Origin of the sequence: Streptomyces sp. NPDC048623, assembly GCF_040650755.1 — a bacterium.
Lineage (GTDB): Bacteria > Actinomycetota > Actinomycetes > Streptomycetales > Streptomycetaceae > Streptomyces.
On the sequence record NZ_JBEZHV010000006.1, the window covers coordinates 82719 to 97103 of the forward strand.

Genomic DNA, 14385 nt, shown 5'->3' on the forward strand with positions numbered 1-14385 from the left:
CCGTATATCCGCAGGTCAGAGCATATGACAACGGTGTTCAGTACCGTGTTGCACATACCCCCCTCCCGTAGTTCACTGGCGAATCGAGAGAGACCGCCGCGCACGTTCACGACCTGACCGGGAGGCCTTGCCATGGGGGCTGGACACGACCACGGACACAGCCACGGCGGGCCGCCGCCGACCGGCACCGCGGCCCTGGCCCACCGGAACCGGCTGCGGATCGCACTCGGCATCACGCTCTCCGTGATGGTGGTGGAGATCGTCGGCGGCATGCTCGCCGACTCGCTCGCCCTGATCGCGGACGCGGCGCACATGGCGACCGACGGCATCGGCCTCGCGATGGCCCTGCTCGCCATCCACTTCGCCAACCGGCCGCCCTCGGGCAACCGCACCTTCGGCTTCGCACGGGCCGAGATCCTTGCCGCGCTCGCCAACGGTCTTCTTCTGCTCGGCGTCGGCGGATACGTCCTCTACGAGGCGGTCCAGCGCTTCATCGAGCCGGCCGAGACCCGCGGCGGTCTGGCCATCGCCTTCGCCGTCATCGGCCTGGTGGCCAACATCATCTCCCTCTTGCTGCTGATGCGCGGCCAACAGGAGAGTCTGAACGTCCGCGGCGCCTATGTGGAGGTGCTCGCCGACGCCCTCGGTTCGGTGACGGTGATCGTCGCCGCCGGCATCATCCTGCTCACCGGCTGGTCGTACGCGGACCCGATCGCCTCGATCCTGATCGGCCTGATGATCGTGCCCCGCACCTTCAAGCTGCTGCGGGAGACCCTGGACGTGCTCCTGGAGGCGGCCCCCAAGGGCGTCGACATGGCGGAGGTGCGGGCGCACATCCTGGCCCTGCCGGGCGTCGAGGACGTGCACGACCTGCACGCCTGGACGATCACCTCGGGCATGCCGGTGCTCTCGGCGCACGTGGTCGTCACCCAGGACGCCCTGGACGCCCTGGACGCGGTCGGGCACGAGAAGATGCTGCACGACCTGCAGGGCTGCCTGGGCTCGCACTTCGACGTCGAGCACTGCACCTTCCAGCTGGAGCCGGCCGGTCATGCCGAGCACGAGGCCAAACTGTGCCTGTAGTTGCTACGCTCGGCGCGTACGTACGTACATGAGCGCCCGTGCGTGAGTGGAGAGGAGCTGAGGTTGATGACCGTCGCGATGGAGGCTGCCCGCAGCGGCAGCGCCCGGTCGTCCCTCAGCCTCCGGGTCTCCGGCTGACCTGACGCCTCGTACGTCCTGTCGTCGGCCGGGGCCCTCTCACACACAAGGGTTCCCACGTTGTCCGACAACGACCTCGACCTCAACGGCTTCGACGCCTTCTTCGCCCTGCACCACGGCCTGCCGCGGCAGGGCCCCGGCTCCGACTCCACCACCCGCCGGCTGCTGAGCCTGGTGGGCCCGCTGCCCGCGCGCCCGCGCGTGCTCGACCTGGGCTGCGGCCCCGGCCGCTCCGCCCTGCTGCTCGCCGCGGAGGCGGGCGCCGAGGTGACCGCGGTCGATCTGCACGAACCGTTCCTCGCCGAGCTGCGGGCGGCCGCCACGGCCCGCGGGCTCGACGGCCGCGTCCGTACCCTCCGGGCCGACATGGGCGCGCTGGAAGCACTGCCCGACGGCTCCTTCGACCTGGTCTGGGCCGAGAGCTCGGTCTTCGTCCTCGGCTTCGACCGGGCGCTCGCCGAGTGGCACCGGCTGCTCGCGCCCGGCGGCACCCTGGTGCTGACCGAGTGCGTGTGGACGAGCGCGGACCCGGCGCCCGAGGCCCGCGCCTTCTGGGAGGAGCACTACCCGCTCCGTACGATCACCGCGAACGCGGCGGCGGCCGTCGCCGCCGGCTACCACGTCCTCGGGACCGTCCCGCAGCCCGAGAGCGACTGGGACGAGTACTACGGTCCGCTCGCCGGGCACGCCGACGCGGCGGACCTCTCGGTGCCCGGCATGGCCGAGGCCGTCGCCGGGGCGCGCGCCGAAATCGCGATGCGGCGGGCGTACGGCTCCGACTACGGCTACACGGGCTTCGCGCTTCGGCCCGCCGACCCGCGCTGGCGCACCCGTGAGGAGACCACCGCGGACATCCCCGTCGTACGGGAGATCAACGCGGCCGCCTTCGCGACCCCGGAGGAGGCGGGCCTGGTCGACGCGCTGCGCGCCGACGCGGGCGCCTGGCTGCCCGGTCTGTCGTACGTCGCGGAGACTCCGGACGGCACAGTCGCCGCGTACGCCCTGATCACCCGGTGCCATGTCGACGGCGTCCCGGCGGCGGCGCTCGGGCCGGTCGCGGTGGCTCCGGAGCACCAGCGGACCGGGGCCGGGCAGGCGGTGGTACGGGCGGTGCTCGACGCGGCGCGGCTGCGCGGCGAGCGTCTCGCGCTCGTGCTCGGCCATCCGGAGTACTACCCCCGGTTCGGATTCGTACGGGCGTCCGCGCATGGAATCAGGCCACCCTTCGAGGTTCCGGACGAGGCCATGATGGCGCTCGATCTGGAGGGTTCCGGCGCGGTGACCAGGGGCACGATCTCGTATCCCGCGTCTTTCGGGGTCTGACGCGTGCGCCGCTCCTGCCGCGTCGGCGTACTCCGGTGCGGTGGGAGCGGCCATGTCCGGCCTCCGAAGTACGGACAAGCCGCATTTGTACGGCAGACTGAGGTGGCCCGCCAGGGCGAGGACCGAACCGAAGGATGGGTATGCCGACCACATCAGCCACCGTGGCTCACAGCTCGTCGAACGGCGTGCGGCCGACCGAGGCCGAGGCGCCGATCATGCTCGAACTGGTCGACGAGGACGGCGTCACGATCGGCACGGCGGAGAAGCTGACCGCGCATCAGGCACCGGGACAGCTGCACCGGGCGTTCTCGGTCTTCCTCTTCGACGAGGAGGGCCGGCTGCTGCTGCAGCGGCGCGCGCTCGGCAAGTACCACTCCCCCGGCGTGTGGTCCAACACCTGCTGCGGCCACCCCTACCCGGGCGAGGCACCGTTCGCGGCGGCCGCCCGGCGCACCTTCGAGGAGCTGGGCGTCTCGCCCTCGCTGCTCGCGGAGGCCGGCACGGTCCGCTACAACCACCCGGACCCGGCCTCGGGCCTGGTGGAGCAGGAGTTCAACCACCTCTTCGTCGGCCTGGTGCAGTCGGGGCCGCGGCCGGACCCGGAGGAGGTCGAGGAGACCGCCTTCGTGACCGCCGCCGAGCTGGCCGAGCGCCACGCGGCCGCGCCGTTCTCCGCCTGGTTCATGACGGTGCTCGACGCGGCCCGCCCGGCGATCAGGGAGCTGACGGGTCAGGCCGGGGGCTGGTGACCACGGCCTCGGGCTGGGTCTGGACCTGGGCCTGCGCCTGAGGCACGGCCTGGGTCTGGACCTGGACCTGGACCTGGACCTGCGCCTGAGGCGCGGCCTGGGCCTGGGCCTGGGCCTGGGCCACGGCCTGGGCCTGGGCCTGGGCCTGGGCCTGGGACAGCGGGCCCGGCGGGGCCTGACCCGGCACGAAGGGGTTCAGCGGCAGCGCCGCCCAGATGATCTTTCCGCCGCTCGCGGTGTGCTCGACGTCGCAGGCGCCGCCGGCCTCGCGGGCGATCTCCCGGACGAGGAGCAGCCCGCGGCCGCCGGTCTGGCCCCAGTCCGCCTCCAGGGCCTTGGGGCGGTAGGGGTGGTTGTCCTCCACGGACACCCGGACCCACTCCGCCCCGATGGCCACCTCCACCGCTATCTCCGGGGAGAGCAGCGCGGCGTGCTTCACCGCGTTGGTGACCAGTTCGGAGACGATGAGGAGCAGTCCCTGCACGGTGTCGTCGTGCACCGGGACGCTCTGCCGGATCAGCAGGTCGCGGACGGCGTGCCGGGCCTGCGGCACGGAGACGTCGACCGCGGGAGCGGTGAAGCGCCAGACACCTTCGTAGGACGGCGGCCGGGCGGGGACGCTCCCGCGGCTCTCCATAATCCGGCTCCCGCCCTCGTGCTCGATTGTCGCCACAGGTCGAGTCTTGGGAATCCGGCACCGCACCTCGGGATACTGACCAGAAGTCGACAGATATCGACCACAATCTGATCGGGTGGGTATGCCGACGTCAGATGTTCGACTACTCCTGATCCCCTGCTGACGCCTTCGTCGTCGGCGCCGTTGGTGTGACGATACGGACGATACGGCGTCCCCCGACGCCCGGCGCACACCGGTCCCCCGGATAGCATCCGGCGCATGGAGCCGCAGCTGACCGTCGACGTCACGGACGAGGTCGCCACCCTCGTCATCGCCAACCCCGCCAAGCGCAACGCGATGACCGCGGACATGTGGCGGTCCCTGCCCGGCCTGCTCGCGCCGCTCGCCGCCGACCCGGCGGTGCGCGCCCTCGTCCTCACCGGAGCGGGCGACACCTTCTGCGCGGGGGCCGACATCTCGACGCTGCGCGAACCGGGGGACGAGCAGCAGAGCCTCGCCGTCCGGGCCGAGGAGGCGCTCGCCGCCTTCCCCAAGCCGACCCTGGCCGCGGTGCGCGGCTACTGCGTGGGCGGCGGCAGCCAGCTCGCCGCCGCCTGCGACCTGCGGTTCGCCGAGGAGGGCGCGCGCTTCGGGGTCACCCCGGCGAAGCTCGGCATCGTCTACGCCGCCTCCTCGACCCGGCGCCTGGCCGCCCTGGTCGGCCCCTCGGCCGCCAAGTACCTGCTGTTCTCGGGCGAGTTGATCGACACCGAGCGGGCGCTGCGCACGGGCCTGGTGGACGAGGTCCACCCGGTGGGCGAACTCGACAAGCGGGTCGCGGAGTTCACCCGTACCCTCGTCTCCCGCTCGCTGCTCACCCAGTCCGCGGCCAAGGAGTTCACGGACGGCCGCACCGGCCGGGAGGCGCACTGGGCGGAGCAGGCGCGCGGGAGCGGCGACACCGCGGAGGGGGTCGCCGCGTTCCTGGAGCGCCGCGCGCCCCGTTTCACGTACGGGCGGTAAGAGCCTGTCCGGCGGCCCAGGGCCGGACAGGCCCTGGGCGGCGCCGCGGGCGGGCGAGGTCGCCGGGCGGGCCGGCCGAGCGGGGCAGACCGGGAGCCGGGCGGGCCGAGCCGCCGGGCGGGCCGGGCCGTGGCCACGCCACCGGGCGAGGATCCCGGGCCGGGGCCTGGCCACGCCACCGGGCGAGGATCCCGGGCCGGGGCCTGGCCACGCCACCGGGCGAGGATCCCGGGCCGGGGCCTGCCCCGGCACCGTTCCGGCGCAGGCCCTTCCCCGTAGCTGAAGGCCTTGCCCGCGCCCTTCCGTCGCAGGCCCTTCGCCATGGCCGAAGGCCCTGCCCGGCGACCTTCCGCCGTAGGCGCTTCGCCCTGGCCGAAGCCGGGCGGGCGGGGATTCCCGGCGTACCGGCCGGTAGGTAGGGTGCGGGATCATGACGACTCTGCCGCCGCTCGCCGGCCGCCGCTGCGCCCACCCGGTCAACCTGCTGCACGCGACGCTGTTCTTCTCGCCCGACCTGGACGCCGAGTTCAAGGCCCTGGGCATCGAGGACACGAGCGCGATACGGCTGGCCGCGCGCAGCGCCCCGCTCGGCGCCGTCGGGGCCGGCACCGTGGCGGCGGCCTTCTACAACTACCAGCACGCCTTCCTCGCCCGGCATCTGCCCGCCGTCTGGGAGACCGCCTCCCCCGCCGCCGTCCTCGCCGCCCGGCTGCGGGCCGCCGACGCCACCTACCGGCGGCTGCTCGGTGAGGAGGCCGTGGCCTCCGCCGAGATGGCCGAGGCCGCCGGGCTGGCGCTGCGCGCCGCCGAGGCGTGCACCCGGCACGCGCGTCCGCTCTACTCGGGCAACGCCGACCTGCCGGTGCCGGACGCCCCGCACCTGCGGCTCTTCCACGCCACCACGCTGCTCCGCGAGCACCGCGGCGACGGGCACGTGACGGCGCTCCTGAGCGCGGGACTCGACCCGGTGGAGGCGCTTGCCAGCCACACCGCCACCGGCAGGGGCATGGCCCCGCGCTGGGTCCTCGGCACCCGGGGCTGGGCGCGGGAGGACTGGGACGCGGCCCTGGAGCGGCTGCGCGAGCGCGGACTGCTCGACGCCGAGGGCGGGCTCACCGAGGCGGGCGTGGCGCTGCGCGAGTCGCTGGAGGACGAGACGGACCGCCTGGACGCGGCGCCGTACGAGCACCTGGGCGCGGAGGGCACGGCCCGGCTCACCGAGCTGGCCAAGGGCTTCCTGGTGACGGCGGCCGGCGCGGGCGCGTTTCCGGCGGGTCTCACCGGCAAGGCCTGAGGCACGCGGGAGTGGGCAGGGCGGGTCGGTTGCCGCGTACGGGTGACCGACCCGGCAGAATGCAAGCGCAAGCTTGAGGCACGAGAAGGCGGGTCGGGACATCGTGACGACGTCCATCGAGGCAAGGATCGCCGAGGAACTCGGCGTACGCGAGCGACAGGTGAAGGCGGCCGTCGAACTGCTCGACGGCGGTTCGACCGTGCCGTTCATCGCGCGCTACCGCAAGGAAGCGACCGAGATGCTCGACGACGCGCAGCTGCGCACCCTGGAGGAGCGGCTGCGGTATCTGCGCGAGTTGGAGGACCGGCGGGCCGCCGTCCTCGACTCCGTACGGGAACAGGGCAAGCTGACGCCCGAGCTCGAGGCGCAGATCCGGGCCGCCGAGACGAAGGCGCGTCTGGAGGACATCTATCTGCCCTTCAAGCCCAAGCGGCGCACCAAGGCGCAGATCGCCCGCGAGGCCGGTCTGGAGCCGCTGGCGGAGGGGCTGCTCGGCGACCCGACGGTGGAACCGCTGGCCGCCGCGGCCGCGTTCGTCGACGCGGACAAGGGCGTCGCGGACCCGGCGGCCGCCCTGGAGGGCGCGCGGGCCATCCTCACCGAGCGCTTCTCGGAGGACGCCGATCTCATCGGCGAGCTGCGTGAGCGCATGTGGGGCCGGGGCCGGCTGGCCGCGAAGGTCCGGGAGGGCAAGGAGGAGGCGGGCGCGAAGTTCGCCGACTACTTCGACTTCGCCGAGCCGTTCACGGCGCTGCCCTCGCACCGGATCCTCGCGATGCTGCGCGGCGAGAAGGAGGACGTCCTCACCCTGGACCTGGAGCCGGAGGAGCCCTCCGACGCCCCCACCTCCTCGTACGAGCCGATCGTCGCCCACCGCTTCGGCGTGGCCGACCGGGGCCGGCCCGGCGACAAGTGGCTCCTGGACACCGTCCGCTGGGCCTGGCGCACCCGGATCCTCGTGCACCTCGGCATCGACCTGCGGCTTCGGCTGCGCACGGCCGCCGAGGACGAGGCGGTGCGGGTCTTCGCCGCGAACCTGCGCGACCTGCTGCTCGCCGCGCCCGCCGGCACGCGTGCGACGCTCGGCCTCGACCCCGGTTTCCGTACCGGCGTGAAGGTGGCCGTGGTGGACGCGACGGGCAAGGTCGTCGCCACCGACACGATCTACCCGCACGTCCCGGCCAACAAGTGGGACGAGTCGCTCGCGAAGCTGGCCCGGCTCGCGAAGGAGCACGCGGTCGAGCTGGTCGCGATCGGCAACGGCACCGCGTCCCGCGAGACCGACAAGCTCGCCGGTGAACTCATCGCCAAGCACCCTGAGTTGAAGCTGACGAAGGTGATGGTCTCCGAGGCCGGCGCGTCCGTGTACTCGGCCTCCGCGTTCGCCTCGCAGGAACTCCCGGGCCTGGACGTCTCGTTGCGCGGCGCGGTGTCCATCGCGCGGCGGCTCCAGGACCCGCTGGCGGAGCTGGTGAAGATCGACCCGAAGTCGATCGGTGTCGGCCAGTACCAGCACGACCTGTCCGAGGTGAAGCTCTCGCGCTCGCTGGACGCGGTGGTCGAGGACTGTGTGAACGGCGTCGGCGTCGACGTCAACACGGCCTCCGCGCCGCTCCTTTCGCGCGTCTCCGGCATCGGCGCCGGTCTCGCCGAGAACATCGTCGCCCACCGCGACGCCAACGGGCCCTTCCGCTCGCGGAGGGCGCTCAAGGACGTGGCGCGGCTCGGCCCGAAGGCGTACGAGCAGTGCGCGGGCTTCCTGCGCATCCGCGGCGGCGACGACCCGCTGGACGCGTCGTCCGTGCACCCGGAGGCGTACCCGGTGGTGCGGCGGATGGTGAAGACGGCGGGCGGCGAGGTCGCCGCGCTCATCGGCAACACGGGCGTCCTGCGCTCGCTGCGTGCCGGTGACTTCGTCGACGAGACCTTCGGTCTCCCGACGGTCACGGACATCCTGAAGGAGCTGGAGAAGCCGGGCCGCGACCCGCGACCCGCCTTCAAGACGGCCACCTTCAAGGAGGGCGTCGAGAAGATCGGCGACCTGGTGTCGGGCATGGTCCTGGAGGGCGTCGTCACCAATGTCGCCGCCTTCGGTGCCTTCGTGGACATCGGCGTCCACCAGGACGGCCTGGTGCACGTCTCCGCGATGTCGAAGACCTTCGTCAAGGACCCGCGGGACGTCGTCAAGCCGGGTGACGTGGTGAAGGTCAAGGTCCTGGACGTCGACATCCCGCGCAAGCGGATCTCGCTGACGCTGCGCCTGGAGGACGAGGCGACGGCCGACGGCGGCACCGGTGCGCCCCAGCGCGAGCGGGGCGACCGCGGCGGCCGCCCGCCGCAGCAGCGCCGCGGTGGCGGTGGCGGTGGCGGCCGTGACCGCGACCGCTCCCAGGGCTCCGCCCCGGCCCCCGCGAACAGCGCGATGGCGGACGCCTTGCGCAAGGCGGGCCTGCTGAACGAGGGCGGCTCGGGCGACCGCAGGGGCCGCGGCAAGCGCTGACGCACGCGGTCCCCCTCCGTGTGGGCATTCGTCCCGCAGGGCGGGACGGGTGGGCACACGGGACGGCGCCCTGGGCGGCGCCTCCGCCCCCTGGGCCTGGACCCGCACCACCAGTGCGGCGCCGTACGGCTGGGCGTTCAGGCTCAGGGAGCCTAGGCCCGGCAAGGGGCGCCGTCCGTTGTGCCCACCCGCCCCCTAGGGCTTCGCCCTGGGGGGACCCTCGCGCCCCTGCGGAACGTATGCCCACAACGGACTGACGAGGCGCCCCGCGACCGGCGGGCTCGCCGCCCCGCGGGCGCAGCCCCGCAGCGGGCGGGCACCGGCCGGCCGGGCCCGCCACGCCGGGGCCTGCCCGTCAGCCCGCCGCGCGGTACGCCTCCGTCAGTTTGGCGATCGCGCCCGCCACGTCGCCGCTCAGGAGCAGGTGGTCCGCTTCGGCGAAGGGCTTCGCCGACGCCTCCGTGACGTGCTGGCCGATGTGGTCCTGGACGATCAGGCGGGCCCGGCCGGCCAGTTGGCGGGCCTCGGCCGAGTCGCCGTGGCCGGTCTTCTGGAGGGCGCGGGCGGCGAGGGCCATCGCGCGCAGGAGGGGCTCGCCGCCCTGCGGGGTGGCGCGGAGGGTCGTCAGGCCCCACCCGTACGGGAACTGGGGGTCGTACGTCGCGTCGCCGACGTTCAGCGGGAGCTGCTGCTCCGACCTGGGCCAGCTGACCGGCAGCCGGCCGGTGAAGGGCTTGCGGCCGTAGAGGACGTCGGCCACGCCGTCGCCCTCGGTGCCGGGCAGCCACGAGGCGACGAGGGCGTCGATCGCGGGCAGGCGGTCGCCGATGAGCTGGGGGCGGCCGGAGACGACCAGGACCGCGCAGGGCATGGCGGCGCAGACCCGGTCGACGGCGGCCTTGTCGGCCGCGGTCAGCTCCAGGTCGTGCCCGTTGCCGACGTCGCCCATGCCCTCGGCGTACGGCGTCTCGCCGACGACCACGACACCGACGTCGTGGCCCGCGGTGGGCGCGGAGGCGTCCTTGGAATAGGTGAGCGTGGTCCCGGGCGCCACGGACTTCTTCATGGCGTCCAGGATCGTGGTGCCGGTGGTGGTCCGGCCCGAGGCGCCCTGCCAGGTCACGGTCCAGCCGCCGGACTGGTTGCCGAGGTCGTCCGCGTTCGAGCCGGCCACGTACACGTTCTGGGTCGGCCCCAGCGGAAGGACACCGCCCGCGTTCTTCAGGAGCACCTGGGAGGCGGCCGCCGCGTCCCGCGCGACCGCGCGGTGCTCCGCCGAGCCGACGGAGGGCAGGTTCGTGGTGTCCGCGTACGGCTTCTCGAAGAGGCCGAGGCGGAACTTCTGGGTGAGGATGCGGGCGACGGCGTCGTCGATCCGGGCCGTGGGGATGCGGCCCGCCCGCACCTCGGCGACCAGGACGCGCGTGAACTCCTGGTAGTTCGTCGGCACCATGATCATGTCGAGGCCGGCGTTGACCGAGGTCCGGACGTCACTCGGGTAGTCGCCGGGGATCTGGTCGATGGCCTGCCAGTCGCTGATGACGAAGCCCTCGAAGCCCATCCGGTCCTTGAGCACGCCGTTGATCATCTCGGCGTTCGCGTGCATCTTCACGGGGCCCTGGTCGTCGCCCAGGATGTCCAGCGAGGAGTACGAGGGCATGACGGTGCCGACACCGCGCCTCACGGCCTCGCCGAACGGCGCGAGGTGCACCGCCTCCAGCTCCTCGCGGGTGACCCGGGTGACACCCTGGTCGATCGTGTACGAGCCGGTGGTCGACGACCCGAACTCCGTACCGCCGTCGCCGACGAAGTGCTTGGCGGTGGTCAGCACCTTGTCGTCGCGGTCGAGGTCCCGGCCGTCCGCCGCCCCCTGCATCCCCTCGATGACGCTCTCCATCGCGGTGACCAGCGCCGGGTCCTCACCGAAGGACTCGTAGGAGCGGCCCCAGCGTTCGTCGCGGGTCACGCACAGACAGGGGGCGAAGTCCCAGGGCACACCGGTGGCCCGGACCTCCTTCGCCGTGACGGCGCCGGTGCGGGCGGCGAGCGCGGCGTCGCGCGTGGCACCGATGCCGATGTTGTGCGGCATGATGGTCGAGCCGATGACGTTGTTGTGCCCGTGCACCGCGTCCACGCCGTAGAGGAGCGGGATCTGCAGCCGGGTGGCCCGGGTGCGCAGCTGGTACGCGTCGACCATCCGCGCCCACGCCTCGGCCGTGTTGGGCGTCGGGACCGAGCCGCCGCCGGAGAGCAGGGAGCCGAGGTCGTAGCCGGCGATGTCGCCGGGCGAGCGCAGGGCGTTGCGCTCGGCCTGGGTCATCTGGCCGGCCTTCTCCTGGAGCGTCATCCGCGAGAGCAGGTCCGCGACCCGCTTCTTCACCGGCAGCTCGGTGTCCAGGTAGGGCAGTCCGTGCGCGTTCACGGCGACGACCGGGGTCTCCGTGGGCGCCTTCGCGCCCTCGACCGTCAGCTTCACCGGGATCGTCTCGGCCTCTTCGCCGGTCGCGTCCTTCAGCGTCTCGACGGTGATCGAGCGGGTGGTCCCGGAGGGCGTACCGGCCGGGAAGACGACGGTGCCGCTGACCGGCCTGTAGTCCGTGCCGGGCGTCGCCGGCCCGCTGTCGTCCGTCGTGTACGCGACCGTGACCGGCTCGCCGGTCGGCTGGGAGGCAGTGGTGGCGACCGAGATGTCGATCCGGGCGGTGCCGCCCTCGTCGACCGGGTGCACCACCGCACCCGTCACGACCCGGGTGTTCAGGACCGGGTCGGCCCTGCCGTACAGCTCGACGCCGTCGAGGGCGAAGCGGCCCGGCGCGCCCGTGGGCAGCGTGAGCGCGTACCCCCACATCCTGTCGAGCCCGAGGACCTGGTCGATGCCTCCGACCGGCTGGTAGTCGCCCCGGTAGTGGAACTCGGAGAACGGGATCTCGACGAGGTGCCAGCCCTCCCAGTCGTCGGTGAAGGAGGTCGTCCAGAGCTCGCTCGCCTCTCCGTTCGCCCCGCCGTCCTTGATCTCGAAGTTGATCCGCCTGCCGGAACCGGGCGGCAGCGGGGCGGTGTTCTGGCCGTACCACCAGAAGCGGATGCCCTTGTACGCGGTCCAGTCCTGCGCCGGCCGGTCGAAGGCGAAGTCGTGGGTGAACCCGCCCCAGCCGCTGATGTCGTAGCGGCCTTCGAGGACCTTGCCGCCCTCGGGGGCGTCGGCGCGCTCGGTGAGGCTCAGCGCCGGGTTGTCGTCGGCGTCGCTGCCCCAGGTGAACAGGCCCTCGGCGGGCGGGGCGGCGAACGGGACCTCGCCCTCGAAGCGGTCGACGGCCCGGGGCGCCGGGTCGGGCCCGTCGGCCGCCGCGGCGGCGAACGGCGTGGCGGCACTCGGCGTGGCGCCGGCGAGAAGTCCGGCGAGGACGGTGGTCGCGGCGGTGACGGCGAGCGTCATGGCGCTCGCCCTTCTCCGCCGGCGCGGGTGTGGGTGCGGGTGCGGCATGCGGGGTTCTCCAGGAGAGAGGGGTACAGGGCGGGTGGCTGCCGGTTCGTCAGGACGGGCGGTGTGTCCACTTCTGGTTGGCGGCGCCCGTGCAGGTCCAGATCTGGGTGCGCGTCCCGTCCGCCGAGCTGTTGCCGGTGACGTCCAGGCACTTGTCGGCGGCGGTGTTCACGACGTCGTGCGTCGTGGCGTTGTACGACCAGCGCTGCGCACCCGTCCCGTTGCAGGTGTAGAGCTGCACCTTGGTCCCGTCGGCGGTGCCTGCGGCGGTGACGTCGAGGCACTTGCCGAGGGCCCGGATGCTGCCGTCGGCAGCGAGGGTCCACTGCTGCGCCGCGGTGCCGTTGCAGGTGTAGATCTGGACGGGGGTGCCGTCGGCGGTGGCCGCGCCGGCCACGTCCAGGCACTTGCCCGCGAGACCCGTCATCGGGCCGGTCGGTGCGCTCGCCGTCGTACCGGACCAGGTGAAGGTGGCGGTGGTGCGGGCGGGCAGGTTGTACGTGAAGGACTGGCCGCCCCAGTCGACGCGGACGGACTGCGCGGAGGCGCCGCCGTTGTGGGCGATGAGGGCCTTGGAGCCGTCGGGGTTGCGCCAGGCGACGTTCTGCACGGTGGAGTCGGCCGTCGAGGCGATGCGGTACGCGCCGGGGCGCACGAACTTGGTGAGGTGGCCGGTCGTGTAGTACTCGATCGTGTAGTCGACCTGTCCGGCGCGCGCGCCGCCCTCCTGGACCGTGATCAGACCGGTGCAGGTGCCGCAGCCGCCGTTGTGCGGGCCCATGTACTGGTTGAGCGCCAGGCTCCACTTCGTCAGGCTGCTGCTCCAGTTGCGGGCGTAGCCGACGATGTCCTTGAGGTCCTCGTTGTGCTGGTTGCCGATCCAGGTGCCGCCGGAGTGCTCGGTGCTGAACTGCTTCACCGTCGGGTACTGGTCGTGGACCTGGGTGCCGACGGCCGGGTCGCCGGCGTATCCGTGCCAGGCGATGCCGCCGAAGAGCGGGTCGGTGCGCACGCCCGTGTCGTTCAGGACGCCCGAGCCGAAGGCGGCGTAGTCGCCGTAGTTCCAGTCGTGCACCAGGACCTTGGTGGTGATCCCGGCGGCGCGGAACGCGGGGTAGAGGTGGTTCTTGGTGAACTCGACCAGGCCGGACGGGTTCCAGCTCATGCCCGGGTAGTTCATGGCCGTGGGGTTGTCCGCCTGGCAGCAGTTGGGCTCGTTCTGCACGGAGAGGTAGTCGACCTTGACCCCGGCGGCCTGGTAGCTCTGGATGTACTTGACCAGGTACTGGGCGTAGAGCGGGTAGTACTCCCACTTCAGCCAGCCCATCTGGTCCATGCGGCCGTTGTCCTTCATCCAGCCGGGGGCGCTCCACGGCACGGCCTTGAGGCGGAGGGCCGGGTTGAGCTGCTTGGCCTGGACGGTCAGGAGCCGCACATCGGTGTCGTAGCCGTTGGTGCCGAAGTCGTTCAGGTCGCAGCAGGTGTCGTCGAGGGAGACGTTGCCGGGCCGGGAGAGGTCGGAGGCGCCGATCGGGTTGCGGACGAAGGAGAGGCCGATGCCGTCGGTCGGCGAGAACAGCTTGCGCATCACCTCGTCGCGGGTCGCGGCGCTGACCGCTCCGCCGCGCAGGAGGTAGGCGGTGGTGTCGGTGATCGACGCGCCGCCGCCCTCGAACTGCTGGTAGGTGGTGTTCTCGTCGACGCTGATGGTGTGGGCGGCGCTGCCGCCGGCCGGGCCGAAGGCGAGCGGCGTCTGCGGGGCGAGGCCGCGGGTGACGGTACGGCCTCCGGCGTCGGAGGTGGTGGTCAGCCAGACGTCGACCCGCTCACCGGCGGCCTGCGCGACACCGGGACCGGACATGACCAGGCCGCTCGCGAGGAGAACGCCGGTCACGAGGGCGGCGAGGCGCCGGCGCGGCCGTCCGCGGCGGGCACCGGCCCAGGACCATTTGTAATGCACCTGACATACCTTTCGGTGGGGGCCACCCGCGTCCCGCGAGCCGGCAAGGCTTTCTTTAAGGTGTGAAGTTATGGAGGCGCCCGACCCCCGTCAACCCCTCATGCGTACAACTCCCGAACGCGACAGGCGGGTTGAGGCCGGATTTGGCGCAAGGTCTTGTCGACCTGGTCCGGACCATGGCACTGTTCGTTGCCGTCCACGACTCCCCCACCGTC

At 72.8% G+C, this 14385-nt stretch carries 8 protein-coding genes and 1 pseudogene; 6 read left to right on the forward strand and 3 right to left on the reverse strand.

Annotated elements, in window-relative coordinates; translation table 11 throughout:
* Positions 1-132 precede the first annotated feature (132 nt).
* From AB0C73_RS11080 to idi, 3 genes are all read left to right on the forward strand, one after another.
* Positions 133-1083, forward strand: coding sequence for a cation diffusion facilitator family transporter (locus AB0C73_RS11080; RefSeq protein WP_362527427.1), 951 nt, complete (start codon positions 133-135; stop codon positions 1081-1083).
* A gap of 198 nt (positions 1084-1281) precedes the next feature.
* On the forward strand, positions 1282-2544 hold the full coding sequence (locus AB0C73_RS11085) for a bifunctional class I SAM-dependent methyltransferase/N-acetyltransferase (RefSeq protein ID WP_362527428.1): 1263 nt from the start codon (positions 1282-1284) through the stop codon (positions 2542-2544).
* Between the two features lie 140 nt (positions 2545-2684).
* Positions 2685-3293 carry an isopentenyl-diphosphate Delta-isomerase gene (gene idi / locus AB0C73_RS11090; protein WP_362527431.1) on the forward strand — a complete coding sequence of 203 codons (609 nt, stop codon included), beginning with the start codon at positions 2685-2687 and terminating at the stop codon, positions 3291-3293.
* A 193-nt stretch (positions 3294-3486) separates the two neighbouring features.
* Here the strand turns inward: idi and AB0C73_RS11095 are convergent.
* Positions 3487-3930, reverse strand: a pseudogene (locus AB0C73_RS11095) (ATP-binding protein); the annotation flags it as partial.
* Between the two features lie 258 nt (positions 3931-4188).
* On the opposite strand from AB0C73_RS11095, the gene AB0C73_RS11100 reads away from it, so the two are divergent.
* The 3 genes from AB0C73_RS11100 to AB0C73_RS11110 all read left to right on the forward strand — a co-directional run bounded on the left by AB0C73_RS11100 (position 4189) and on the right by AB0C73_RS11110 (position 8726).
* The gene (locus AB0C73_RS11100) at positions 4189-4932 is read left to right on the forward strand and encodes an enoyl-CoA hydratase-related protein (RefSeq protein ID WP_362527434.1); all 744 of its coding nucleotides are present in this window, start codon (positions 4189-4191) and stop codon (positions 4930-4932) included.
* A gap of 430 nt (positions 4933-5362) precedes the next feature.
* Positions 5363-6226, forward strand: a complete 864-nt coding sequence (locus AB0C73_RS11105; protein ID WP_362527436.1) for a hypothetical protein — start codon at positions 5363-5365, stop codon at positions 6224-6226.
* 103 nt (positions 6227-6329) lie between these two features.
* Positions 6330-8726, forward strand: a complete 2397-nt coding sequence (locus tag AB0C73_RS11110; RefSeq protein ID WP_362527439.1) for a Tex family protein — start codon at positions 6330-6332, stop codon at positions 8724-8726.
* A 355-nt stretch (positions 8727-9081) separates the two neighbouring features.
* Here AB0C73_RS11110 and AB0C73_RS11115 read toward each other — a convergent pair whose 3' ends face one another.
* Entirely contained in the window at positions 9082-12162 is a 3081-nt protein-coding gene (locus AB0C73_RS11115) for a glycoside hydrolase family 3 N-terminal domain-containing protein (RefSeq protein ID WP_362527442.1), read from the reverse strand.
* Positions 12163-12259: 97 nt separating this feature from the next.
* Entirely contained in the window at positions 12260-14104 is a 1845-nt protein-coding gene (locus AB0C73_RS11120; RefSeq protein WP_362528023.1) for a ricin-type beta-trefoil lectin domain protein, read from the reverse strand.
* Positions 14105-14385 lie beyond the last annotated feature (281 nt).